Genomic DNA, 26,214 nt, shown 5'->3' with positions numbered 1-26,214 from the left:
AACCCTAAGCACTTTTTCTATTGTAGTTGTGCATCATTATTTCGGTCATCTGACGCTGGCCCTTCCCCTTTTATTCGATCGATAACCATTTGAGTAATATACATCATCATTGATTTAGTAAAAAACAAGAGAAATAATTGGGTGCGATTTATACAAACTAAAGAAGAAATGCCAAATCGTTTTAAAAGTGTAATGATTGGACCGACAAATAATAAATGAATCACCGTATTTAATAAAAAATAACGTAAAAATTTTCCGTACGTTGCCTTTAATATGATCAAGGATCCAATAAAAAAAGGACCAAAAATAAGCGGAAGCTCCCCTTGAACCTTAGGGTGAAGCTTTTCATAAAACCACCACCACACTCGCTTTTTAGCTATGATGCTTTCTAATATGACGATGAGGGACATCACCAAAGTAGCTGGCAGATATCTCTTCAACTTTTTTTTGCCTAATGTAGTGACTGTAAAGAAAGAAAGGATTATGATCATGATTGAGAATATCCGGTAATTCTTCACCTTTTTCAACACCTTCTTAAGAAAACTAATCATACTCATTGATAAGGTTAGCTTTACCGACATATTCTAAAAGATACACATTTCTAATCAGCCGTTCTTAATGCCTCTGCTTTCCATAAGATCATTAAACATACAAGCACCAGCCCTGCTGCGCTGTAGAACATAATTTGTTCAATCGGCAAGCCAGCCGCTAAAAGCATAGAAGTGGACAAGTAAGAAATCGGCATCAATCCCATTGAAGCAAAAGATGTTAAACTCATCACTCTTCCGAGGTACTCTCCGTTTGTGTGGCTTTGAATAACAGTAATCAGAGGAATGTTCGTTATACTAACAGCTGCTCCGAGCAAAATAATAAACAACATGCTGCCTATAAAGGTTGTTGATAAACTAAGCCCTAAAAACATTAGCCCTATAAATGACATGGCTATGATTGAAACTAATCCTCTTTTTCGCTGTACATTGACGATCCCAATAATGATTCCGCCTGCTAACATGCCAGCTGCAATTCCTCCGTTTAACAAAGCATACGTCACTTCATCTCCCTGAAGTACATGTGAAGCAAATATCGGCATCCCTAACTGAAGCGGCCCGCTGAAAAAGAAGTTTAGAAAGATTGTTGAAGCCATTAAAGCAAGAAGGAACGGACTTTGCTTTACGTAGCGGAACCCTTCCTTCATTGCTTGTATGACCGTTTCCGTTTGATTAGAACCTGCATCATTCACTTTTTTCTCAGGTATTTTCTTTTTAAGGACCAAATCAATGACACCGGCCAAAAGCAGCAATAAGGCTGTTATCCCAAAGAGCAGGACATATCCACCTAGAGCCAGCATGCTTGCCGCTAGTAATGGACCTGCAATCATAGATCCTTGCCGGGTCATATCAATAATTGTATTTGCACGAGTCAGCTGTGATTGTTTTACACATTCAGGTAAAATCGAACCGCTTGCCGGCCAGAAAAAGGCATCAAGAACACCAAATATAAAAGCTAAGATAACAAGCGGCCAGATCGTAAATAAATCAAAAAGGAATAAAGCAATGACACCAAGTAATAAAAGCCCTTTCAAGAAATCTGATAGAAACATGACCCAAGCTTTACTCATTCGATCGGCGATGACCCCGCCAATCAGCATAAAGATCAGTCTCGGTACACTTGATGCAAAAAAGACGATACCAAGCATTACTTCTACACCTAAATAATCTACGACATACCAATTGGTGGCTACCATAAAAAAGGATACACTTAAACTTGAAACAAGCAGCGTGAAAAATAACAGCAAAAAACGGTACTCTTTCATTAAGGAACGTTCTCGAACGACTGCAGACTCTTCTCTCTCCACTGACAGCTCTGCCATTACAGCCAACCTCTTTTCAATTTAATTGTAAGTCTCTTACGACACAGATCGAATATTACTACAAAAAAATAGATGAATACTGGTCTCACCTATTTAATTAATAAACGCTCTAATGACCTAATCACTTGCTTAATTTCTTCTTGATTCACTTCATAATAAACTTTATTTTCTCTCCTAGTGGCCTGCACAAATTGTCTTGCTACTAAAGCAGATAAGTGATGAGAGATCGTAGAGTTCGACACGTCTAAATGCTGGGCCAATTCATAACCATACATGGGCTGCTTATTAAGAAGCTGAAGCATCTTAAATCGCTTTTCATCTGTCATGGTACGAATGGACTCTAGTGTTTCTTTCTCCCCTCTGCCGACATCCTGCACTTCAATATGCCTGATTCCCGGTACATAAGCTGTAAGGTTTATTTTTCTAATCGACATAAAAAGCATTGAAAAATCCATAAAATAAGATGGTGTTACAATAACCTTCTCCCACTCTTCTACATTGATCACAAATTGTTTATTCAATGTGTTAAAGTAGTTCGTCGTTCTCTCGTTGGTAAAGTCCGTCATCGTATCAATCCATTTTTGTTGATCTTTGATTACTTGAGCTTCAACCGATTCATAGTAATGGTAATAAAATCGTTCAATTAATTTAATTAACCGCTGCTTTGTTTTCGGTCCATCAAATATTAAATAACTTAATTTCCATTTTTCTGTTTCTGGAACATTTAATTTATTCAAAAAAGAGATCACAGCACTCGGATCAGAAAACGTTGTCAGCTCTTCGTCAGGACCAAATCCTGTATTTATGAAATAATAATACAGTTCTTCATCCTCTAGATTGTGCAATGCACTAAGAAACGAATGAACATCACTATACAATTCATACTTAATAATCAGGGGTATTAATGTGATTGCTAAGTAACTCTCATGGTGAAAGAACGTTTCGAGCTCTTTCATCATTTCTTCAGGTACTTTCTTTCGTGTTTCAAGCGCCCATGTTTCTATCTCTTTTGTCACCTGCCCGCCTAATCCCTCAGTTTCCTTTAGCTGCTCATGATTGACTACTCTCAGCATACTGGTTAATAAATCAATGACAGGTGAGGATACAAACGTCATTTTCTTCAATGGCTCCATATGGTACCTCCAAACACTATATAATCAAACATTCGATTTATATAAAATTATATATATGATCACGATCGAATGTCAATACAAATAAAATAAAATGGGAATCAAGTGTTTAAATACTAATATGCTCGTCCCCTGCAATAGTGGTTAATCTCCACTGCAGGCGAACACTTTCCGCGGGCGGTCTGGGAGACTTTCTCGTTGCTTGGCTAATGCAAGGTCTCCACACTTTTCAGGCAACTGAAGAAAACACCTCCCTGCAGCAGCTGTTGATTTCCACTGCAGGCACACGCTTTCCGCGGGCGGTCCGGGAGCTTCCTCGTCGCTACGCTCCTGTGGGATCTCCCCTGGTCACGCACATCCCGCTGGAGTCGGTGCCTTCCGCTCCAATCAACGGAGCGTGGATATTGCATGGTGCGCCCTTATTATAAGCAGCATCTAAACTTAAAGGACAGTGCCGCAGCAGATGAAAGCAATTATAATTAGAACTGAGCTTCCTACATCATTCCATTGCATTTCTGGAAAAAGCAAAAACTTAGCGGATGAACTATACGGAGACTCCTATGGTGCCTAGAGCAGAGCTGAGATCCCACAGGGCTAAAGCCCGAGGAAGCTCAGCAGCTCACCATGGAAAGCGAAGTATAGTTCAGGAGCGGCGAGTCCGCTATAACCCACGTTTAAGGCATTTTAAGTTTTGAAGCTATGTGCAGGAGTGAGATCGCGTAGGGCAATGCAAATTAAACAAAATGGTAAGTAACTGAAGTGTTTTACTACATTTACAATCAAAGCGCTAATCTAGGTGATGCTAAAAGAATCCCTATGGTGCCTAGAGCAGAGCTGAGATCCCACAGGGCTACAGCCCGAGGAAGCTCACCAGCTCCACACGGAAAGCGAAGTATATTTCAGGAGCGACGACGCCTATGCTATAACCCATGTTTGAGTCACTTTATGTCTTGAACTATAATTACATCATTCCACTGTATTATTTGTTATTCATTTGAACTGAACTGTGACTTTTATCCTTGCAGCATTTAACAATCCAGCTGCTCTCTTACCTCAATTGCAAGCTTAGGGTCATCTGTAAACACGCCTTGACAGCCCCACTTCATATATATAGCAAGCTGATCTCTTTCATTTACGGTATAAGGTCTAATGTTCACACCGCTCTTTATAAGTTCTCTCGCTTCCTCCTCTAATAATAAAGGCGACAAAAAATGATAGCCCTGAGTTTCAACAATATGCTTCACGTATTCTTCTGGCTTATGCAGCGCGGCAGTCACAATGACAGCTGTTTCAATCTCAGGTGTGTGCTGTATCGCTTGGTAAATGACTCGGTGATCAAATGAAGAGAGAATTACTTTATCTATGAGCTGATAGTCTTTAATTAAAGGAATAATCGTCTGAATCACATGAGTTCTTTGATGTATAGCCCCTTTTAGTTCAATGTTTAATTTCATTCCATTTTCGCTTGCCCAGATCAGTACCTCCTCGAGTGTTGGAATCGCCTCATCTTTAAAACGAGGACCAAACCACTCTCCTGCACTTAAACTCTTTAATTGTTCAACCGTATATGAACTAACATTGCCTAATCCATTGGTCGTTCTCTCTAACGTCGCATCATGAATAACCACCGGTACAAGGTCCTTACTTAACTGAACGTCAAACTCTATCCCGTCTGCTCCGTATAAATGTGCCGCTTCAAAGGCTGACATCGTATTCTCTGGAAAAAACTTCGAAGCACCACGATGAGCAAAAATAGCGGTATTGATCATTAATCAATCTCCTTTTCATCAAATTTATTTCATGTGAACTCTATTAAATGTATCTTCATTCACTATATGTTCGATACAAATAAAAAGATGCCTTCCTGCTTATAAAGAAAGGCACCCCCATTTATATTATTTCTTTTGTTGACTAGCTCTTGCGTCTGCTTCTTTCATGCGAGCCATTGCTTCTTGATCTTCTGAATCAGCAAATTCTTTTGAAAACTCTACCTCATCGTATGGACCTTGGTATTGCATGTTCTCTTGGCTGTTCTGTTGTTTTTGTTTTTGATTTGGGTTCTTATTCATCTTCATACCTCCTCGTATTAGATAAAGAGACCACTTAATCTTTATCAAGTGTTAGTATGTACGAAGGAATAAGTGAGTTATTCATTCACAACCAAGTCCCATTTCGCATCAACTAAAAAACAAGAATCCAAACACACCAAAGATTAATGTTGAAACAATCACAATGACTAGTCCAACAAGTGTTTCATAAGGCAATAACTTAAAGCGCTCTTTCATCGCCATACCAACACTTGCTCTTGTAATATGAAAAAACGTCCCATGAGGCATATGATCAAGAACAGTTGCTCCTGCATGGACCATAGCAGCACCTGCTAAGGCATGAATACCAAGTTCAAGAATGGTCGGAGCAAACACATTACCCGCTACGGCTGTCGCTGCAGCGGTAGATCCAGTGGCTGCTGACATGGTAATTCCTGCAATAGGCGCTAGGAAGTAAGCAGGTAAACTCAAAGCATCAATCCCATTTAAGATGGCTTCAATCAAAGCGGAATGCGCGATAATACCAGCTAATGTTCCTGTGCCTAATAATAAGATAGCCACCCCTGCCATTTTTTCAAGACCAGATGTAATATAAGCATTTAAATGTTTACCTTTCCCCATAATGAGTGCTCCAACAATCCCCCCAATAGGAAGGGCAAAAAGCGGATCAACATGGATGCCAAACAATGGCTGTAAAAGCAATAAAGCAATTGCTACACCTGGTGCAGTCAGGGCTTTTGCCAAGCTAGGAGAATCCCCTTTTACCTCACTTGAGAGTTCAGTATCATCAACGGGCGCTCCAACATTTCGTATTCTTTTTGCCAAAATATACGTAACACCTATCCCAAAAAGTGCTGGTACTACTCCAACAAACATCACAGAAGTCAGTGGTACTTGGAAAGCCTCTGCTGCTGCTATTGTATTTGGGTTAGGAGAAATAATATTCCCAGCCTTGCCCCCGCCAGAAATCGCCAAGAGTACAGCCATCTTTGACAAGTTTGCCCGCTTAGCAATAGAAAGCGCGATTGGTGCTACTGTTAAAACAGCAACCCCAATAAATACGCCGACTCCTGTTAAAACCATCGTTGCACCGGCCACAGCAAGTAACGCTTTCGTTTCTCCGAGCTTATATAATATAGACTCGGCAATCGTCTTTGCTGCGCCTGATTCAATCAGCACGCCAGCTAGAATACCGGCTGCTAATACACGTAAAACAACACCGACCATTCCTTCGGCTCCACCAATCATAAGTCCAACTGTTTCAACTAATGTAGCACCGCCAATCACACCGCCGATTAAAGCACCTGCCATCATCGCATAAGCTGGTGCTACTCGAATGAGGATTAAACCAATGGTAGCAATAAGAGCAAACATCGTTCCTAGTATCGTTAATTGTATATCCATGTTGTCATCACCTAACTATATGTAACTATTTCTATAAAAAATCAATCATTATGTCATTCTTATCCATACATCATACCCCTTTTCGCTTTAGAAAACTAGCATTGTGAGAATACCTTACAAACTAGTTGATAGATGACAAAATGCTTGCTAGTATGACAACTAGCTTGTCTCGCAGACAAAATTTTTTTAAGAGCTTGACAAACTCGGTATATTTTCGGAATATTAATACTATTAATGCAACTAAAAGGGGGTTTTATTATGGAAGAAAGCCGATTAATTCAGACAATTAATGAAATCAGTGGCTTTGTATGGGGTCCACCGCTGCTTATTTTATTAGTCGGTACGGGTATTTATCTTACATTTCGTCTCGCTTTTCTTCAATTTCGCACATTACCTTACGCTTTGAAGCTTGCTTTCAGCAGAAAACAAGATAAGAGTTCAGAAGGAGATATCTCCCATTTCCAATCATTAATGACTGCACTCGCCGCAACTGTCGGTACAGGTAACATTGCCGGGGTAGCAACCGCAGTCGTAATCGGGGGACCTGGTGCTGTTTTTTGGATGTGGCTTTCTGCGATTTTTGGGATGGCAACAAAATATGCAGAGGCTATTTTAGCTGTTAAGTATCGTGAAAAAGACAAAAACGGTCAAATGGCTGGCGGTCCGATGTATTATCTCGAAAAAGGACTGAAAATGAAATGGCTTGGTGTAACATTTGCTGTTCTGGCTGCCATTGCTGCGTTTGGAATTGGAAATACAGTTCAATCAAACTCAGTAGCCGCTGTTATTGAGAGCAACTGGGGTATTAATCCATGGATCACAGGTATTTTATTAGCAATTTTCACAGGACTTGTTTTACTTGGCGGTATTCGCAGTATCGGCCGTGCCGTTGCGTTTATCGTTCCATTGATGGCTTTATTCTATGTAGGAGCTGGACTTATTTTAATTTTAGGTAATGTAGCACTTGTTCCTAGTGCAGTAGCATTAATTTTCTCTGATGCCTTTACAGGTCAGGCTGTAGCCGGCGGTGCCATCGGTGTTGTTATTCAATACGGGGTAGCTCGTGGTGTATTCTCGAATGAAGCGGGTCTAGGTTCTGCTCCAATCGCTGCTGCTGCTGCTAAAACCGATTATCCAGGACGCCAAGCGCTTGTTTCAATGACTCAAGTGTTCATTGATACGATCATTATCTGTTCAATTACGGGTATTGCCCTTGTTATGGGTAACTTGTATACAGGCGGAGAAACGGGTGCGGCATTAACTTCCGCGACGTTTGAATATTTCTTAGGGCCGGCTGGCGCAGTAGTTGTTGCTGTAGGTCTTGTATTCTTTGCGTATTCAACCATTTTAGGTTGGTCTTATTACGGCGAGAAATGTTTCTACTATCTATTTAAATCTCAAACATCGATTATTGTTTATCGTGTTTTATTCGTTCTAGCTGTAGCAGTCGGTGCTGGTGCCAGCTTAGATGTTGTATGGGGTGTAGCTGATATTATGAATGGTTTAATGGCGATCCCGAACTTAATTGGTCTTCTTGGACTCTCAGGCGTTGTTGTCGCTGAGACACACCGCTTCTTAAAACAAATGCGAGAAGAGAAGGCCCAAAGTGCCGGTGCAAGGCAAGAAGGGTAAATAAACAAAAAATCCAGCCGCAAAATACGCGGCTGGATTTTTTTATTTAAATACCTCTCTTCCAACCATAAAAGATTATGATATTCTTTAAGTTATAAAAATCTTCTAATTACTAGCGAGATAATTTTCAAATTATGAGGTACATAATGGGAATTCCGTTACATGAGTTACAACTGTATAGAAATTTTGATGATCTAGCTAGAGAGTTGCTAGACTTAGCAAAACAAATTATGCCTGGCAAATTAATACTGCTTAAAGGCTGCAGGAAAAAACACTTATCACCTTTTTAATGAAAATGGTTAAACCGTGAGATTGACAAATTTAGTAGAGAAACTCCTTACATGTAATCAATTTTAAAAGGAGGCTTATGAAATGAAACAAACTGATATTATCCCTTTTTATGGCGGTACCCACCCTGAATTATTTGAGATTGAACGCCGGTGTATGGACCGGGAAGGGAAAGTAATAGATGAACTACAACAACTGCTGCCTAATGGATTGGTTCTTGATATAGGAGCAGGAAATGGGTTTACAGCAGAAAAACTGCAAACCACTCAACGTACGATTATTGGAATGGAGCCCGATGAGTTAATGATTGACTGCACAAAGCAAGTGATTTTTACAAAAGGGTGCGCTCAAGATATTCCTTTTCACACGCATACATTTGATGCCGCCTATTCCACTTGGGCCTTCTTCTTTGAAGGAATCACTGACCTTGATAAAGGGATAGCCGAAATGAAGCGGGTAGTTAAAAAAGGCGGGCCATTGATAATCGTTGACAATTACGGGGAAGATGAGTTTTGTGCGCTCTCAGACCGTCCGATTACGAGCAGCACAAATCACTGGATTAAGCGCGGTTTTGATTATCACATAATTGAGACAGCTTTTATCTTTGATGATGTGGAAGAAGCACGTAAGCTGTTAGGCTTTTATTTTGGAGACCCGGGAATGGCTGTGGAGAAAACTCGATTTGAATACAAAGTGGCCGTTTATACTGCTTTGAATGAATAACCTAATCAGCCTGAGCTTTTGGCGTAGATGTATGAGTGTTCATTGTATTCTTTGAAGGAATTTATGCGTTACTTGGCAAGCTGATTGTGCGTGTTGATCACGTTATTGCGTTCGTTGCCGGACTTATTGCGTCGTTCTCTTGTAATTGCGCGGATTCAACCAAGATATGCGTCGGTGTACAGCAGAATTAGATCGGTTCACCGCGGAATTGCGCCACTCTAACCACATAACTAAGGAGCTGATCCGCACATGGATCAGCTCCTCTTCAGTTATTTCATTGATACAATAAAGCTTCCGATACGTTCGCTTCCCCAGAAAAATTCGAATTGATCTCCATCTTTAATAGGACCAACTCCTTCTGGTGTACCAGTGTAGATTAAATCTCCTGCACCTAACCCAAACACTTCCTGGCATTCATCGATAATCGCTTGAAAATCAAACATCATCTCATTAATTGTTCCTTCTTGAGCCACATCTCCGTTTTTAAGAAGCGAAAAAGTTTCTTTGCGGCATGCTTCTATCCCTGGGAAAGGAAAGCGTTCTGTCGTGACCGCTGCATTAGGAAACCCTTTCGCTCTGTCCCATGGCTGACCTTTTTTCTTAAGCTCGCTTTGCACATCTCTTAATGTGAAATCAATCCCAAGTGAAATATCGCTTACTACATCTTCTAAGCGGTCACCTTTTTTTACAGGCTTATCGATATGTAGAATAATTTCTAGTTCATGGTGAATCTCCCCTTTATCAGCCGGAAACGTAATGTCTTCTCCTTTAGCATAAGTAAGGGCATGTGTCGGCTTTGTAAAAAGAATGGGAGCTTCTGGTACTTCATTTCCTAATTCGACTGCATGCTTGGCATAATTACGGCCGATACAAAAGATATTTTTTACTTCATTCATGACAATCGCTCCTCTTAAGTAAGTTGTTGAATTCGTGAGATGATTTCTTCGCTGACCTCTCCTGTTGTCGAACGGCCGCCCACATCAGGTGTTTTAATGCCGGCTTCTGTTACATCTTCAACAATTGTGAGCAGCTGATCAGCAAGCTCGCTCTCTCCAAAATGGTCAAGCATCATTTTCGCCGTCCAAATTTGACCAATTGGGTTAGCAATTCCACGTCCAACGATATCAGGGGCAGAGCCATGTACGGGCTCAAACATGGAAGGATGTGTACCATCTACATTTAAGTTGGCAGCAGGACCGATTCCAATGCTCCCCATGACTGCTGCACTAATATCCGTTAAGATATCGCCAAATAAGTTACTCGCCACAATCACATCAAATTCTGCTGGTTTAGACACAAGGAAAGCAGATAAAGCATCGATGTGAGCTGTACGTTTTTCAATGTCCGGATAGTCTTGTCCAACTTGCTCAAATACTTCATCCCAAAACGGCATAGAGAATACAATTCCATTTGACTTTGTGGCACTTGTGACATGACCTTTTCGAGTTTTAGCTAAATCAAAGGCATAACGCATCGCACGTTCTGTTGCTTTTCTCGTAAATACTGCATTTTGGACAACAACCTCATCTTCACCAGAATGGATACGGCCGCCTACTTCACTATATTCACCCTCACTATTTTCACGAACAACAATAAGATCAAACCCGCCAGGATTAGTGACCATCGGCTGAATGCCTCTTAATTGTTTAGCATGTCTAATATTTAATGTTTGTTTAAAGCCCCTGCGGATATTGATTAGGAGCCCCCATAAAGAGATATGGTCCGCAACAAGCTTTGGATTTCCTACTGCACCTAAAAAGACAGCATCATGCTGGCTAAGCTGGTCTAGTCCATCTTTTGGCATCATCTCGCCATGCTCTAGATAATACTCACAACTGTATGGATACCACTCATGCTCAAATTTCAGACCTCCGTGCAGGTCTGCTACTGCATCTAGTACCTTTGTTGCGTACGGCATAATTTCAACGCCAACCCCGTCTCCTGGGATAACTGCTAATTTTATCTGTTTCATTTTTCAACACTCCTCTCCAACTCATATTTTACTAAATAATTCTAAAAATTGAAAGCGCTTTGTTTCGCAAAACGAAAGAAGCGCACAATATATGTAAATACTGTGCGCTCCATTTATCATATACCAGCAGAACGTTGAAGACGTTTGACAATTTCATCGAAATCTTCCTTAGAGATCCCAGGTGCAAACTCCTCAGGAATTTCTTCTAAGTCAGGCATTGGTGCACCGGCTGGGGCCCCTACGATCACTTCGAGCTGGCCTCCCTGCAGTGGATGATTTCCTTTCCAGATCTTATCTATATCTCTGTAATCCGTGGCACTCCATGTATATAATTTACGGTGCACTCCTTCAGCTTCGAATTTCCTTGTTGTCTCAAACGCCGCATTATCCAAGTTTGGAATCGGAAGCATCTTCGTTACATCAACACCTGTTGCAATTTCAATTGCTTTGGCATAGGCCACAACATGAACACCGCCGCGCACAAGTAAATACCCAATCATCTCACGAGCTACTGGGTTGCTTGTCATTTCATATACACGCATCTTATGTGTTCTCGCTCCGCACTCTAAGAAGAAGTTGTGTAATAAATCAAGGATTAAGTTGCCGCTGTTAAAAACATAGTCTCCTCTCCACGAACCTCCCATTGAGTCCATTGGGTAAGACGTTTGTGCCGTTTGAATAAAATGAGCCGTATTCCGCTTGTCAGTAGCTGCCTGCATCGGTGCAATATTCGGGTCTCCTGGGAAAGTCGTCCCTTCAATCATTAAGTTAATCGTGTTTGAGACCAGTTCAACATGACCAAGCTCTTCAGCTGTAATACTCGCAACTAAATCAAAAAAAGGTTTTAACTTCTTTTTGTTCCGGAAGTTAAATGACTGAAATAAGTAGTTATTTAACGTCGACATCTCCCCAAATTTCCCGCCAAGAAGCTCCTGTACAGCAGCAGCGGCATTGGCATCGGGAGCTTTTGGCTTAGGGAGTTCAATAGCTAAGCGATTATAGCGTGTAAACAAAACAATCCCTCCTATTTCACATATAGTAACTCTATATGTTTTATGTGAGAGATTGTTTGTCTTATTACCTTTTATTTGTCAAAGAGCCGAAGAGCCCCGATACGCTCCATTGCCTCTCTTAATGTGTCTTCATCTGCAAGCAGCCCGATGCGAACATATCCTTCTCCGTATTTACCAAACCCGACCCCAGGAGCGACCACAACTCTTGCTTCTTCAAGAAGAACATCGGCAAATTCTTCTGATGTATAGTCTTTTGGAACAGGGAACCATGCAAAGAACGAACCGAGCGGCGCTTCTGCTTCCCACCCTGCTTTATGTGCTGCTTCAACTAGTACGTTACGGCGGGACTCATATGTGGCTACAAGATCATCTACACACTGTTGATCTGATAAAAGCGCATGAGCAGCCGCTTCCTGAATTCCTCCAAAAATACTGCAAAATAAGTGATCCTGAAGCTTTTCAATTGCACTCACCACGCTTTTGTTTCCAACAACAAACCCGACTCTCCAGCCTGCCATATTGTATGTTTTGGATAACGTCATCACTTCTACACCAACATCTTTTGCTCCTTTTAATTGCAAGAAGCTAAGAGGTTTCTTTCCTTCAAAACCAATCGCCCCATACGCAAAGTCATGAACAATACATAGATCATGCTTTTGGCCAAGTTCAATCGCATCTTGAAACAAAGCTGGTGTGGCAATCGCGCCAGTTGGGTTATTGGGGTAATTCAAGAACATTAATTTAGCTTGTTCAAGTGTTTCTTCTTTAAGTGTTGTAAAGTCGGGATGAAAATCCAATTCTTTTATAAGTGGCATCATGTGCATCTTTGCTCCGGCAAGCTCGACCCCTGACCAGTAGTCAGGGTATCCAGGGTCTGGTACGAGGGCAAGATCTTCAGGATTTAACAAGCACTGACTAAGCTCAATTAGACCTGTTTTAGCACCGCCCAGTACAGCCACTTCTGTTTGTGCATCTATTTCTACTCCGTATTCACGAAGGTAATATTGGGCGACAGCTTCCTTTAGAAACGTGTGGCCTGCAAAAGGAGCATATTTATGATGCATTGGATTCTCAGCTGCTTCTTTTAATTTATCAACGATATGCGCAGGTGTCGGCTGATCGGGATTGCCTTGCCCGAGATTAATCACATCGTCATGATGTTTCTTCACTCCATTCACTTTTTTAACTAGTTTTGCAAAAAATTGACTTGGGAGCCTCTCCATAGCTCTAGATGGTTCAAATGTTTTCATGTGTCTCACCTCTATATTTTCTACCTATTGATTAACTTAAAAATAAAAAAAGAGCCTTTCCATATTCTGAAAAGGCTCTTGTCTGAATAAGACAATTCGCTTATCTTTCAGAATACAATGATTCTGCAGGAAGGAGCACCTTTCCTTGCGGCGGTTGCTGGACGTCGTCGGGCCTGTTCCCTCGGTCTCTCTGGATAAGTGATGATTATTCATTTTGTCTAACACTCTATGAAAGCGCTACACATTATGTATTTACTCTTTATGAATGAGAGTTTACAGAATTGTTAACGATTTGTCAATCTTTTGTGTCAGAATGTAAAAATCCTTGATTTTTCAGAAACTGATCGAGATGTGCACGCTTTGGAGTAGAGTGGTGAGCTGCCATCATCTCAGTCCACGTAGTTTTCCTGGTTCCGTTTGTCCGCTCTGTATAATATTGCTTCATTTCTTTGTCATACTGCTCAAGAGATGCTGTGATTTGATCATGATGATATGTCTCATAATGAACAGCACCAGCCTTTGGCAGCCGTGGCTTTTGATCAGGGTTTTGAGCAGGATAACCGATACATAATCCCATGACCGGAAATGTATAATCAGGAAGATCGAGAAGCTCACTTACTTGGTCCGGAAGGTTTCGAATGCCGCCGATCATCACTCCGCCAAGACCATAGGACCTTGCAGCAATAAACATATTTTCAGCTACAAGGGCTGCATCAACTGCTCCTACAAGAACTTGTTCGATGCCTCCAACTTCAAGAGGAGCCCCATGTTTGTCGCTAGCCTTTTTTAGACGGTTATAATCTGCACAAATGACGAAAAATACCGGGCAATCAGCGACATACTTCTGGCTGCCGCACAGCTCACTTAATGTATCTTTTTTCTGCTGATCTGTGACGACAACAATACTGTAAGCTTGAACGTGATGGGAAGTAGGCGCCCACCTGCCGGACTCGATGATTTCCTTTATCATTCCTTTACTTACTTTTTCACTAGTAAAGGCACGAATTGAACGGTGGCTTTGCAAGAGCTCTGTCATTTCATTTTTCATAAGGATCACCCTTTTTTTCTGATTTATTAAATAGTTTACATGATCTATTTAGCCGGAGAAAGAATTGTGTCTTGTGAGAGTAATAGAAATATTTTACAATGAGTAAGTTACTATGATTCCAATTTTACACAGGAGGTTTGAGATGAACACACGAGCTACCTCAATCCAAGACAATGAACGGATTGCCTCCCTTGATATGATGCGCGGGGTCGCATTGCTTGGGATTCTACTTGCTAACAGCCTGCATTTTCAATACGGTCTTTTCTTGATTCCAGGGCTGCATGATTATTACCCATTAGGTACAATTGACCGAGTTGCTGAGAGTGCGATCTTATTCTTTGCCACAGCAAGCTTTTATACCTTATTTTCATTTTTATTCGGCTACGGGATGGCCCTTTTGAAAGAGAGGCTTGAACAACGCGAACTCCGATTTGGAACCGTATATTATAGAAGAATGTTCATTCTGCTTTTCGCTGGGTTAGCCCATTACCTTTTGATTTGGGATGGAGATATTCTGATAACATATGCGATCGGAGGATTTATCTTATTTTTATTTCTCCGCTTAAAGGAACGAGGTCTTCTTATCTGGTCTTTTATCATTTTGTTATTGATGGCTTCAAGTATTGCAATGCCAGAGGATGAATCCACCTTCACTTTTGAAGATTCACTAGCAGCCTACTCTGCAGAAGAAAAAGAAGTGCTCACGTCTGGGACATATGCAGAAGTTGTACAATTCAGGTTAACAACAGATCCATTTGGAATGGGCGGATGGGGCCAGCTTCTTGTTACGTTTAATGCTGTTGTAGCTGTTCTTGGCATGTTTTTACTCGGTGCATTTGTGGCGCGGAAAAAGTGGCTGTTAACCATTGAAGAAAACCGTCCATTCATAAAGAAAATATGGTGGATCACGATGCTCGTTGGGTTCCCTGCTAAAATTCCACATGCTTTTATGGGGGATTCCTACTCCTATGAAATGCTTCATATGACAATCGGCGGACCGCTTGTCGCGATGTTCTATGCAACAAGTATTGCTCTTTTAGCTACAAGCCCTAAGGCACAAAAGTGGTTGCAGCCTTTAGCAAAAGTCGGGAGGCTGTCACTGACAAACTATTTAATGCAGTCCATCGTCTTTACTACCTTATTCTTCGGGTATGGAATTGGCTTATTTAATAGTATTGGCTATTTTGCGGGTGCTCTTCTTGCCCTTGGATTTTTCTTGCTCCAAGTACTATTCAGCAGCTGGTGGCTCACTCGCTTTAAAATGGGACCGTTTGAATGGGTATGGCGAGCTGGAACCTATCTCGAGATTCCTAAGTTAAAATGATAAAGAAAGAGACTGAGACAAAAGTTTGCGGCCTCAGCATACCGCTCGTAAAATATACGAAGACTGCTGCGGGGATTAGAGCAGGTCATTGAAAAAGTACATTCCTACTCCTACAGTAGTTGTTGATCTCCGCTACAGGCACACGCTTTCCGCGGGCGGCCCGGGAGCCTCCTCGTCGTTGCACTCCTGCGGGGTCTCCCTGGTCACGCGCATCCCGCTGGAGTCGGTGCCTTCCGCTCCAATCAACCGAGGAAGGATGTTATTTAGTGCCCATTTTTATAAGCAATATCTAAACCTAAAAGCCCGTGCGGCAGTTGAAAGCAATATTTATTAGAACTGAGCTCATTTTTTACATCATTCCACGAAATTTCTGGAAAAGCACTATCTCAGCGGATGAAATATACGTAGACTCCTGTGTGGACTAGAGCAAGAGTGAGATCCCACAGGGCACAAGCCCGAGGAAGCTCACTAGCTCCCCACGGAAAGCGTAGTATATTTCAGGAGCGGCGAGCCTGCTATAACACATGTTTAAGGTACTCTTATTCAAAAGAACCTGAGCCATTATGGCCCAGGCTCTTTTCTATACACAAATGTCCTAAGGAGCAGTCCGTCTGTTGTGCGTTCATGCTTAAATTGAGTAAAGCCTTCACTTTCATATAACTTAACAGCAGGGGTATTATGACTTGCTGTTGTTACATAAAGCGGGACACTTGTCTCTTCCTTTACTTTCTGAATGAGCATCCTCCCGACTCCTCTTCTAAAAAAGCGAGGTGACACGATCACTTTGTTTAACAGCCAGTGGTCGGCTCTTGTCTCTATAGCAATTGCTCCAATAATGTGATTGTCAGAGCTTGCAGTAAGCCAGGTCTTCGGCTCCCGCAAAAGGTCCGCCACGGTTTCATTGAGAGGAGGGATATTCGGATAATTAATCAAATTGGCTTCTATGCGGTAGGATTGCTGCTGCAACTCAATCAGTTGTTTCGCAAGCTCTTCTTTCATTTCATGAATGTAATTGACCTCCATATCTACTCTCCTTCTCTTCATTCTTTATATGATTCTATTCACTACAAGTCATATCCTTCCAATGTTTTCACAAAAAAGACACCTAGTTTCCTAGATGCCTTCCCGGAAAGGTATTTATTTTTTGGGGCAAGAATTGCACATGATTTTATCAGAAGAACATTTGTAAGCAAAGCAGCAGGTCCTTCTCATCTCTTTATGCCTCTTTGCATCATGCCAAAAGGATTGAAATGGATTTTTTCTAGAAGCAAATAAGTTCCCATCCGCATTCCCAATCCATTCAAAATCATCCTCTACTCTCGGAGGGTCTGCTTTTTCAGGAAGCACTGTCTCATAAAACCACTTAATATATGAAAAGGCATTTTCCCATAAAGTAGGGACAGGAATACCTGAGAGCTTGTTTAGTTTACTCCATAACGGAGATAAATGATAAGCAAATAATTCTTTAAATAAGATTTCTTGCTGCTGCAGGCGGTGGTCATCATCTATTTCATAGGTAACGATGTGTTGATGAAAGATGCCAGGAAGCCACCACTCTTCCGATAGCGAGTCCGTGAGAACAAGATCTTCTGTTTTCCAGCTCATACGCTTATTGTATACCGTCATCATCATAAGCGCGGGCAGTGTGACCACTAGGCTGTATCGTTTAGAGAAGATTGAAGCTGCTACAAGCAAGTCTGGTGCTTGGACTTCTTTTTTCACTCTTTCTAAATAAGAAAGGAGAAAATGATCATCAAATAACTCTTCTGACTTGCATGAGAGAGGATATGTTTGATTCAATTGAAAATTCATACGGGTGGACTCTAGGGCACTAATTTCCTCAGCTGAGAGCTTTGTAAGGATCAATTCTCTCGACCTCCTCACGCACAACGCATCTCCCTTTCCCATGCGGGATACATAAAGGAGTACCAAATAGAGGATCGGCTGTCACTTGACACTCCATTTTAAATACGTCACGGACTAAATCACAGGTAATGACGTCCTCAGGCTTCCCTTCTGCATAAATCCCCTTATCTTGAACAGCTATTAAGTGATGCGCGTAACGACATGCTAAGTTAAGGTCATGCAGCACCATGACAATCGTCCGCCCTTCTTTTTCATTTAAATCAAATAACAAATCCAATATTTCAATCTGGTGGGTCATATCCAGATAAGTAGTCGGCTCATCAAGCAAAATAATATCAGTATCTTGAGCAAGAGTCATCGCAATCCATGCGCGCTGTCTTTGCCCCCCTGATAATGAATCAACAGGGCGGTCTTTTAGCTCCGTTAAATGAGTCGCTCTCAATGCCTCTTGCACTTTCTCCTCATCCATTGCCGTCCATTTGGAGAACAGTCCTTGATAAGGGAATCTTCCTTGTTTGACTAATTGAAGGACCGTCAACCCCTCTGGTGCTTCAGGCCCTTGAGGGAGTATGGCCAACTGGCGTGCAATTTCTTTAGTAGATTGCTTATGAATAGCTTCGCCGTCTAAGAGAATCGAACCGGACTGAGGCTTTAAAAGACGCGCCAGTGATCTAAGCAGCGTTGATTTTCCGCAGCCATTTCCCCCTATGAAAACCGTAATCTCACCTTCAGGGATATGCACATCTAATTGATCGATCACTACTTTTTCATCGTAACCTAATGTTAACTCGCTTGCACTGATGGCATGACGATTTGTTTGTATTGAAGTTACTTCACTCAGCCCTTTGTCAGCCTTTTTCATACTTGCCACACTCCCTCTTAAAAGCTTTATGTTTTTCTTAATAAATACAAAATATATGGTGTTCCAAGAACGGCCACGACAAGTCCCGCCGGTATCTCTTTTGGTGCTAAAATATATCGTCCGACAAAATCAGCAGCTACGAGTAAAATACCTCCAAGGAGTAGAGACAACGGAATAAGGCGGCGATGCTCCACTCCCACAAGCCTTCTTACCGCATGGGGTGCTAATAATCCGATAAATCCAATCGTTCCTACAATCGAGACACTAGCCGCACCCATTGCGACCCCTAACATAATGGCGAGAATTCTTGTTTGACCGACATTCATTCCAAGTCCAGTGGACACATCGTCACCAAATGATAGTAAATCTAGCTTTCTTGATAAAAACCATCCTAAAGGAATCGTAATCAGTGCAACGACAAGAACAATCTGTAAATGCGACCAGCTCTTTGCATACGTAGAACCTGCAAGCCAGGCAAGTGCAGGTGCGACACCCATCTTTGCTTTCACGACCATAATTTGAATAATGGCAGATCCTACTGCAGATACGGCAACTCCCATTAAAGCAAGGAGAATAGGCTCCCAATTAGACCTCCATGTCACTAGTAAAATAATTCCGATTGAAACGGCAGCACCGATCATTGCAGCAAAAGGCAGAAATTGAATAGATGCTGCAGGGAATAAAACAAGAAAAATCATTGCCCCCGCGCCTCCGCCTGATGTGATCCCTAATACCGTTGGATCAGCTAATGGATTTCGAAGCACTCCTTGAAGCAGCACGCCGCACATGGCAAGAAGCATCCCTACCGCAAAAGCTGTCAAGATCCTCGGCACCCTAAACTCCCATACAAAAGGAGATAAATAAGCTTGATTCAGCCAATCATTCCAGCTGAAAAATGAACCTGCCCCATAAGAAACGGATAGGGCTGTGACTATAACAGCCACCATGGCTCCTGCCATTAATAAAAGCGGGTACGGCATAGATACAGTATCTCCGCCTAGCTTCGTCTGTCTTCTCGAATGTTTCTTACCTGTTTTGTACGCTAAATACATCAGCCACGGACCGCCTATCAAAGCTGTCATGGCACCAACAGGTATTTCTTGACCGGGCTGAATCCAGCGCGCTAATACATCAGCTGTAATAAGGAGAATAGCTCCCCATAAAAACGAATGTATAATCAGCGGTTGATGTCCTTTTATACCCATCATTCTTACGAGGTGAGGGGCTATTAACCCGACAAACCCTATAGGGCCGACCACACTTACCGTCGTTGCAGCAAGCAAGATCGCACTAATCCAAGCAAACGCCTTCACTCTTTGCACGGGCTGACCTAATGAGGTGGCAATATCTTCCCCAAGTGTAAGTACATCTAAACTTTTAGCATTTAACAACGCGATACCTACACCTGCTAAAATAAAGCCTACCGCAAATTGAACACCTGACCAATCAAGCTGAACAAGCGTCCCTGATCCCCAAAGGAACAAACCGTTTGTTTCATTTTCAAAGATTAATTGAAGACTTCCCGTAACAGATGAAAATAATAGGGCAACCACCATTCCAGTTAATGCTACCCGGACTGGCTCCATCGCCTTTCCTACAAGCATCATCACGAGCAATGAAGCGCATGCTGCTCCGAAAAAAGCGACCAGAAACGGAAATTGTCCAAGTGTTCCAGGCATAAAGATTAGGGCACTTATTACAAATAAATGAGCTCCCGCATTCATTCCGAGTGTACTCGCTGATGCAAGCGGGTTTTTCGTGATTGTTTGTAGTAACACACCTGCAACAGCCAATGCACCCCCAGCAAGTATTCCAATCACTACTCTAGGCAGTCGCAGTCCAAGCACAACATCTTGAACCCTTCCATTCGTCCATACTTCTGTTAACAGCGTCGTGACACTATAGCCAGCTTGGCCTTGGCTGATATGAACAAGACTTGTGATAAATAGGAGAAAGAAGCCCACCCCAAAAAGGAAAATGGACTTCCATCTAGTTGTAGACTCGCTCATACTACTCTTCTTCCACTACTTCAACAATGCGATCAACAAGCGTCATTGCTGAAAGCGGACCTCCAAATAACCAAGCATCTCCGCCGAGCGGGTAAAGCTGATCATTTTGAACAAAGTTTAGGTTCTGCCAAACGCTGTTAGACTGAAGCTGATTTTCAAAGACATTGTCATCATCTTGCACAACATAGAAAAAATTAGCATCTTCAACTGCCGGCAATGCTTCTACGTTTACTTCTGAGTAACCGTACATTTCAAATTGGCCAGAATCATATACATTTTCAAGACCCACTTTTTCAAAAATCTGTGTAGCCATTGCATTTGGTGTAAATAGGCGAAGAGTAGGTGCTTGGTTGGCGCTGAACGCTTGCGTTAACACAAACTCATTCGTTTTTAGATCTGCTGCTGCAATTTGTTCTTTAGCTTCTTCATATTTGGCATCTAGCTCTTCTAGAACACTCTCTGCCTCATCTTCTTTTTGAACGACTTTAGCAATCGTACGGAATGTTTCCTCCATCTCATCGTATTGACTTACCGTCTCATCCGTTGGGTAAGGATCAAAGAATAATGTTGGTGCAATGAATTCAAGCTCTTGTTGAATCGCTTCATGACGGAAACCTGCTGTAATAATTAAATCAGGCTCCAGTTCAGCAATCATTTCTAGATTAGGCTCTTGACGTGTCCCTACATCAACTACGTCTTGGTCTAGCTCGGCATCAATATCGACCCATGAGTTATAGCCTTCAATATCAGCTACACCAACAGGCTGCACACCTAAGGCAAGTAGATCTTCTACATACGTCCATTCAAGTGCTACAACTTTTAATGGGGTTTCCTCAAATGTTTTTTCTCCAAAGGCATCCCGAACTGTCACCGCCTCTGTACTTTCTGTATCTTCCATTTGTTCTGTGTTTCCCTCTGTGTTTTCCTCTGTATTTTCAGCTGACTCCTGTTCATCCGTATTCCCGCCGCAAGCAGCAAGCAGAGAGATAAATAAAACAAGGATTGCTAAACGTAACCATGTCTTCATCATTTGTTCCTCCAGTATGTAAGCTAATTTGATAATGATTATCATTGACACTCACAGTATACTACCCTATTTACATAGGATCAAGGTTTAATTGATACCGATTATCATTATTATATAAATTAAGACCATTCAGAAGAGGATCTGAATGGTCTTTGCATCTATCTTTTATTTAGGTAGTGGTGCTTTTGCAGAAATTAATTTACGATCAAGCAAGTCCTCCCAAAAGGCTCGAGAGATTTGGTCGTCCATAGAAGCCAAATCCTCTTTTATTCGACCTGGTCTTGTAGATCCAGGTATGACTGCTTTTACTGCAGGATGAGCAGTTGAAAATTGCAAGGCTGCTGCTTTAAGAGAAACATTGTGCTCTTCTGCCACTTTCCTTAATTTCTGGACCTGCTCTCTTTTATCGTCCGTAATTTCTGCATAATCAAAGTGCTCGCCTCCTAAGAGCGCCCCAGAGTTATAAGGACTGCCGATTACAAATTCCATGTTTTTTCTTTGAGCTAAGGGCATCATTTTCTCTAATGCACCTTCATGCTGCATAAGCGTGTATTGAGTCGCTGATAAACATAGGTCCGGCCGGACATCATCTAATTGCATAGCGAGCTCAATTGGAGTCGTCGTATTCACTCCAAGCCCCCATGACTTAATCACTCCTTCATCACGCAAACGGCTGAGAGTTTGAAAGGCGCCTTTGCGGGCTTCATCAAACTTTGTAATCCATTCATCTCCATGAAAATCAGGCGAAATATCATGCACGAATACAAAATCTAAGTAATCTGTTTTTAGACGTGTAAGACTATCTTCGATTGACTTTAAGGTACCGTCTTCGGTGTAATCATGAATGATTTTATTTTTACGAGCATGTTCGAAAAGGCCTTCTTTGTCTTCTTTCTCCTCTGAGACGATCCGCCCTACCTTCGAGCTGAGTACGTATTCCTCTCTTGGATATGCTGAAAGCACCTTTGCTAAGCGCATTTCTGCTAAACCGAAGCCATAGAAAGGGGCTGTATCGAAATAGCGGATACCATGATCCCAAGCTGATTGTATTGTGTTAATGGCTTCTTCCTCAGGTACATCTCGGAACATATTGCCGAGAGGAGCTGTACCGAACCCGATTTTCTTCTTCAATGCCTCTTGTAAATTCATACTATCACTCCTTTATCATTGCTCTACCCCCTCTATATCCGGCCAAAACAATCCTTAAACAAAGAAAAAAAGCACCTCTTCGCAGCCGAAGAAATGCTTGCTATAATGTCTACTACGCCATCGCACCTTCTTCTTCTTTTTTAAAGAAGGTCTTCATCGCATGATATACATCGCCTTTTTCTTTTAAAATATGATGTCTAAAGCGAGGGTCATCAATATTTTTATAGGCACTCATCAAGGTAGAGTGACGGCTGTATTGATTGACTTCCCCGTATCCAAACATACTGCTCTTCTCCATCAGCTCCTGCACAAGCTTTAAGCACCTTGCATTATCACTCGTTAAATTATCCCCATCTGAAAAATGGAATGGGTAAATATTAAAACGCTTAGGATCATATTTTTGATTGATTAATTCTAATGCTTTGCGGTAAGCCGATGAACAAATCGTTCCTCCACTCTCCCCTTTTGAGAAGAAGTCTTCCTCAGATACAACTTTAGCTTCTGTATGGTGAGCAATAAATTCAATATCAACGGTTTCATATTTCGTACGCAGGAATCGAGTCATCCAGAAAAAGAAGCTGCGTGCCATATACTTTTCCCAGCGCCCCATCGAGCCACTTGTATCCATCATCGCAAGTACAACGGCTTTTGATTCTGGTCTGGTGGTTTCTGTCCATGTTTTAAAACGTAGATCATCATTATAAATCGGAATAAGACCTGGTCTGCCTTCTAGGGCATTTCGTTTAATGGCTGATAAAATCGTACGTCGTTTATCGACATTACCCATTAATCCTTTTTTTCGAATATCATTGAATGAAATATCTTCTACAATAATTTCAGCTTCTTCTTTTTTCTGCAAGTTAGGAAGTTCTAGCTCTTTAAACAGCATTTCCTGCAGTTCCATAATTGACACTTCGGCCTCAAAATAGTCTTCTCCTGCATCTTCTCCTGCACCCTGGCCTTTTCCTGGTCCTTGCTGCTGCTGCGCATTCGGATCTCTTGCTACTACATCGCCTACTTTACTGTCACCTTTTCCCTGCCCAACATGCTTATTCTTATCATAATTATAGCGAATTTTGTACTCATCTAAAGAGCGAATAGGGATACGTATGACTTCACGTCCATTTGACATAACAATATTTTCTTCACTTACTAAATCAGGAAGGTTCTTTTTAATCGCTTCCTGAACCTTCTCTTGATGACGTCTTTGATCTTGATGTCCCTTGCGATGGAGGGACCAATTCTCTTGCGACACGACAAAGTTATGATTGTTTGGATTTTTCACACCTTTTCCCCTCCTATATCTCCATCCTCTGTATACAATGAATCAAACCTGATAATCAGCAACTTCCTTCAACATATCCAAGCACACTTCTCAAATAATGACATATACTAATCTCGAACCGCCCTTTGTTTTACTGTCGTTTAGATAGGGGCTTATAATATCCTATGCAGACAGGGATAAGAGTTGCTAATAAATTCTGACAAATTCGTATTGTACAAGCAAAAATACATCAATATCCCTTACCATACATACGCTTCCTCTAAATAAAAAAGTGTCATCATCTCTTCTTTGAGATGATGACACCCTTTATTAGCGATTTAGCAAGCTTCCTACGTAACGAAGCAGCTCATTGGCTGAAGTAGAGTTATAGCCATGCTCATCAATTAATCTAGCAATAACTTCATTTACCTTCTTCAGCTGCGACTCATCTGGCGTCTTAACAGATGTCGTAATTTTCACGATATCTTTAAGATCAGCAAAGAGTTTCTTTTGAATAGCCTCACGCAGACGTTCATGTGAATTATAATCAAATTTCTTACCCTTACGTGCGTAGGCAGAAATACGAATGAGAATCTCTTCACGGAACGCTTTTTTAGCATTCTCTGAAATGCCGATCTGTTCTTCAATCGAGCGCATTAACTTCTCGTCTGGAGTCATTTCCTCGCCTGTTAATGGATCACGCAGCTTATTTTTATTACAATAGGCCTCAACATTATCCAAGTAATTGTCCATTAACGTTTTAGCAGACTCATCATACGAATACACAAACGCTTTTTGAACTTCTTTCTTAGCGATTTTATCGTACTCTTTCCTAGCAACTGCAATAAAGTCCATGTAGCGCTCGCGGTCTTCTTGTGAGATCGAGGCGTGCTGATTTAATCCCTCTTTAATCGACCTTAACACATCAAGCGCATTAATCGATGTTAATTGCTTTCTAATAATCGCAGATGAGATCCGGTTAATGACATAACGTGGATCAATCCCGCTCATCCCTTCATCTGGATGCTCTGCTTTTAACTCTTCAAGATCTTGAGAGTTAAAGCCTTCCACACTTTCTCCGTCGTATAGACGCATTTTCTTTACCAGGTCGACCCCTTGTTTCTTAGGATCTTTTAATCTCGTTAAAATGGTAAATATAGCTGCCACCTTAAGCGCATGCGGAGCAATATGAACATGAGACAAGTCACTGTCTTGAATCATTTTCTTATAAATTCGTTCCTCTTCACTCACTTTTAAGTTATAAGGAATCTTCATCACAATAATCCGCGAGTGCAAGGCTTCGTTTTTCTTATTTGAAATAAACGATTTATACTCTGATTCATTCGTGTGAGCGACAATCAGCTCATCAGCAGAAATCAGCGCGAACCTGCCAGCTTTAAAGTTTCCTTCTTGAGTTAGTGATAATAAGTGCCATAAGAATTTCTCATCACACTTCAACATCTCCTGAAATTCCATCATCCCGCGATTGGCCTTATTTAATTCTCCGTCGAAACGGTAAGCTCGCGGGTCAGACTCAGAGCCATATTCGGCAATCGTTGAAAAATCGATACTCCCTGTCAGGTCGGCAATATCTTGGGATTTAGGATCAGACGGACTAAATGTACCGATACCTGTTCGCTTATCCTCTGAGAAGAAGATACGCTCAACCATCACATCTTCAATTCTTCCGCCATATTCCTGCTCAAGCCTCATCATATTAAGCGGAGAAAGATTCCCCTCAATTTTCACTCCGTATTCTTCAAAGAAATCTCCTCGTAAATGCTGCGGGATCAAATGAAGCGGATCTTCATGCATCGGACAACCTTTAATCGCATATACAGCACCTTGATCTGAGCGTGAATACTGCTCAAGACCTCTTTTCAGCATCGTAACAAGTGTTGATTTACCACCACTGACAGGTCCCATTAATAAAAGGATACGTTTGCGTACATCTAATCGCTTCGCTGCCGAGTGAAAATACTCTTCTACCAGCTTTTCAATTGATTCTTCTAAGCCATAGATTTGATCACTGAAAAATGAGTATTTCTTTCCTCCATTTTCTTCTTCCACCCCAGCATCTTTAATCATATGATAAACGCGGGAGTGTGCTGTTTGGGCTACGTACGGTTTTTCTCTTAATAACTCTAAGTAGTCAGCGAATGTTCCTTCCCATTTCAACCGCTCTTCTTCTTCTCTGAAATTCTCAATCTTTTTTAAGATATCCATTATTTTACCCCCATCCTCATCGTCAAGAGAGATTAATATACTTTATGCACAGGCCCAAGTGAACATGCATCCCATTTCAGATAATGACTTCATTCGGCAAATACAAAGA

The 26,214-nt window shown here is 41.6% G+C and carries 22 protein-coding genes and 1 riboswitch; of the genes, 3 read left to right on the top strand and 19 right to left on the bottom strand.

Annotation, left to right across the window (positions count from 1 at the left end; translation table 11 throughout):
* Window positions 1-17: 17 nt before the first annotated feature.
* From BPOF4_RS03350 to BPOF4_RS03330, 6 genes are all read right to left on the bottom strand, one after another.
* The gene (locus BPOF4_RS03350; RefSeq protein ID WP_158305548.1) at window positions 18-557 is read right to left on the bottom strand and encodes a hypothetical protein; all 540 of its coding nucleotides are present in this window, start codon (window positions 555-557) and stop codon (window positions 18-20) included.
* 44 nt (window positions 558-601) lie between these two features.
* Window positions 602-1,870 (bottom strand): MFS transporter, encoded by a 1,269-nt coding sequence (locus BPOF4_RS03345; RefSeq protein WP_012957649.1) that lies wholly within the window; start codon window positions 1,868-1,870, stop codon window positions 602-604.
* Window positions 1,871-1,959: 89 nt separating this feature from the next.
* Entirely contained in the window at window positions 1,960-3,003 is a 1,044-nt protein-coding gene (locus BPOF4_RS03340; protein ID WP_012957648.1) for an ArsR/SmtB family transcription factor, read from the bottom strand.
* Window positions 3,004-4,028: 1,025 nt separating this feature from the next.
* Window positions 4,029-4,769: a glycerophosphodiester phosphodiesterase gene (locus BPOF4_RS03335; protein ID WP_012957647.1), complete on the bottom strand. Its 741-nt coding sequence runs from the start codon at window positions 4,767-4,769 to the stop codon at window positions 4,029-4,031.
* Window positions 4,770-4,895: 126 nt separating this feature from the next.
* The gene (locus tag BPOF4_RS21515; protein ID WP_012957646.1) at window positions 4,896-5,069 is read right to left on the bottom strand and encodes a YfhD family protein; all 174 of its coding nucleotides are present in this window, start codon (window positions 5,067-5,069) and stop codon (window positions 4,896-4,898) included.
* Window positions 5,070-5,177: 108 nt separating this feature from the next.
* Window positions 5,178-6,452: a GntP family permease gene (locus BPOF4_RS03330; protein WP_012957645.1), complete on the bottom strand. Its 1,275-nt coding sequence runs from the start codon at window positions 6,450-6,452 to the stop codon at window positions 5,178-5,180.
* A 258-nt stretch (window positions 6,453-6,710) separates the two neighbouring features.
* Here BPOF4_RS03330 and BPOF4_RS03325 point away from each other — a divergent pair, with 258 nt between their 5' ends.
* Both BPOF4_RS03325 and BPOF4_RS03320 read left to right on the top strand, forming a co-directional pair.
* Window positions 6,711-8,084, top strand: coding sequence for an alanine/glycine:cation symporter family protein (locus tag BPOF4_RS03325; RefSeq protein ID WP_012957644.1), 1,374 nt, complete (start codon window positions 6,711-6,713; stop codon window positions 8,082-8,084).
* A 372-nt stretch (window positions 8,085-8,456) separates the two neighbouring features.
* Window positions 8,457-9,095: a class I SAM-dependent methyltransferase gene (locus BPOF4_RS03320; RefSeq protein WP_012957642.1), complete on the top strand. Its 639-nt coding sequence runs from the start codon at window positions 8,457-8,459 to the stop codon at window positions 9,093-9,095.
* Window positions 9,096-9,364: 269 nt separating this feature from the next.
* Here BPOF4_RS03320 and BPOF4_RS03315 read toward each other — a convergent pair whose 3' ends face one another.
* From BPOF4_RS03315 to nfsA, 5 genes are all read right to left on the bottom strand, one after another.
* Window positions 9,365-9,991 carry a fumarylacetoacetate hydrolase family protein gene (locus tag BPOF4_RS03315; protein WP_012957641.1) on the bottom strand — a complete coding sequence of 209 codons (627 nt, stop codon included), beginning with the start codon at window positions 9,989-9,991 and terminating at the stop codon, window positions 9,365-9,367.
* Window positions 9,992-10,005: 14 nt separating this feature from the next.
* On the bottom strand, window positions 10,006-11,067 hold the full coding sequence (locus BPOF4_RS03310; RefSeq protein ID WP_012957640.1) for a tartrate dehydrogenase: 1,062 nt from the start codon (window positions 11,065-11,067) through the stop codon (window positions 10,006-10,008).
* 116 nt (window positions 11,068-11,183) lie between these two features.
* Window positions 11,184-12,080, bottom strand: coding sequence for a manganese catalase family protein (locus BPOF4_RS03305; protein ID WP_012957639.1), 897 nt, complete (start codon window positions 12,078-12,080; stop codon window positions 11,184-11,186).
* A gap of 71 nt (window positions 12,081-12,151) precedes the next feature.
* The gene (locus tag BPOF4_RS03300) at window positions 12,152-13,330 is read right to left on the bottom strand and encodes a pyridoxal phosphate-dependent aminotransferase (protein WP_012957638.1); all 1,179 of its coding nucleotides are present in this window, start codon (window positions 13,328-13,330) and stop codon (window positions 12,152-12,154) included.
* A 97-nt stretch (window positions 13,331-13,427) separates the two neighbouring features.
* A riboswitch (SAM riboswitch) is annotated at window positions 13,428-13,531 on the bottom strand.
* Between the two features lie 94 nt (window positions 13,532-13,625).
* Window positions 13,626-14,378, bottom strand: a complete 753-nt coding sequence (gene nfsA / locus BPOF4_RS03295) for an oxygen-insensitive NADPH nitroreductase (protein WP_012957637.1) — start codon at window positions 14,376-14,378, stop codon at window positions 13,626-13,628.
* A 142-nt stretch (window positions 14,379-14,520) separates the two neighbouring features.
* Here nfsA and BPOF4_RS03290 point away from each other — a divergent pair, with 142 nt between their 5' ends.
* Window positions 14,521-15,702, top strand: coding sequence for a DUF418 domain-containing protein (locus tag BPOF4_RS03290; RefSeq protein ID WP_012957636.1), 1,182 nt, complete (start codon window positions 14,521-14,523; stop codon window positions 15,700-15,702).
* A gap of 561 nt (window positions 15,703-16,263) precedes the next feature.
* Here BPOF4_RS03290 and BPOF4_RS03285 read toward each other — a convergent pair.
* From BPOF4_RS03285 to BPOF4_RS03250, 8 genes are all read right to left on the bottom strand, one after another.
* Window positions 16,264-16,725, bottom strand: a complete 462-nt coding sequence (locus BPOF4_RS03285) for a GNAT family N-acetyltransferase (RefSeq protein ID WP_012957635.1) — start codon at window positions 16,723-16,725, stop codon at window positions 16,264-16,266.
* 114 nt (window positions 16,726-16,839) lie between these two features.
* Window positions 16,840-17,568 (bottom strand): IucA/IucC family C-terminal-domain containing protein, encoded by a 729-nt coding sequence (locus BPOF4_RS03280; protein ID WP_012957634.1) that lies wholly within the window; start codon window positions 17,566-17,568, stop codon window positions 16,840-16,842.
* Window positions 17,543-18,430: an ABC transporter ATP-binding protein gene (locus tag BPOF4_RS03275; RefSeq protein ID WP_012957633.1), complete on the bottom strand. Its 888-nt coding sequence runs from the start codon at window positions 18,428-18,430 to the stop codon at window positions 17,543-17,545. The genes BPOF4_RS03280 and BPOF4_RS03275 overlap by 26 nt, the downstream gene beginning before the upstream one ends.
* A 26-nt stretch (window positions 18,431-18,456) precedes the next feature.
* Window positions 18,457-20,439, bottom strand: coding sequence for a Fe(3+)-hydroxamate ABC transporter permease FhuB (fhuB, locus tag BPOF4_RS03270; RefSeq protein ID WP_012957632.1), 1,983 nt, complete (start codon window positions 20,437-20,439; stop codon window positions 18,457-18,459).
* 1 nt (window position 20,440) lies between these two features.
* The gene (locus tag BPOF4_RS03265; RefSeq protein WP_148229489.1) at window positions 20,441-21,469 is read right to left on the bottom strand and encodes an ABC transporter substrate-binding protein; all 1,029 of its coding nucleotides are present in this window, start codon (window positions 21,467-21,469) and stop codon (window positions 20,441-20,443) included.
* Window positions 21,470-21,631: 162 nt separating this feature from the next.
* Window positions 21,632-22,615: an aldo/keto reductase gene (locus BPOF4_RS03260; protein ID WP_012957630.1), complete on the bottom strand. Its 984-nt coding sequence runs from the start codon at window positions 22,613-22,615 to the stop codon at window positions 21,632-21,634.
* Between the two features lie 112 nt (window positions 22,616-22,727).
* Entirely contained in the window at window positions 22,728-23,900 is a 1,173-nt protein-coding gene (gene yhbH, locus BPOF4_RS03255) for a sporulation protein YhbH (RefSeq protein ID WP_012957629.1), read from the bottom strand.
* A gap of 309 nt (window positions 23,901-24,209) precedes the next feature.
* Window positions 24,210-26,105, bottom strand: coding sequence for a PrkA family serine protein kinase (locus tag BPOF4_RS03250; protein ID WP_012957628.1), 1,896 nt, complete (start codon window positions 26,103-26,105; stop codon window positions 24,210-24,212).
* Between the last annotated feature and the right edge of the window lie 109 nt (window positions 26,106-26,214).

The organism is Alkalihalophilus pseudofirmus OF4, from assembly GCF_000005825.2.
GTDB lineage: Bacteria > Bacillota > Bacilli > Bacillales > Bacillaceae_D > Alkalihalophilus > Alkalihalophilus pseudofirmus.
Note: the sequence above shows the minus strand (reverse complement) of the source record. Positions and strands in the feature narration are given on the sequence as shown.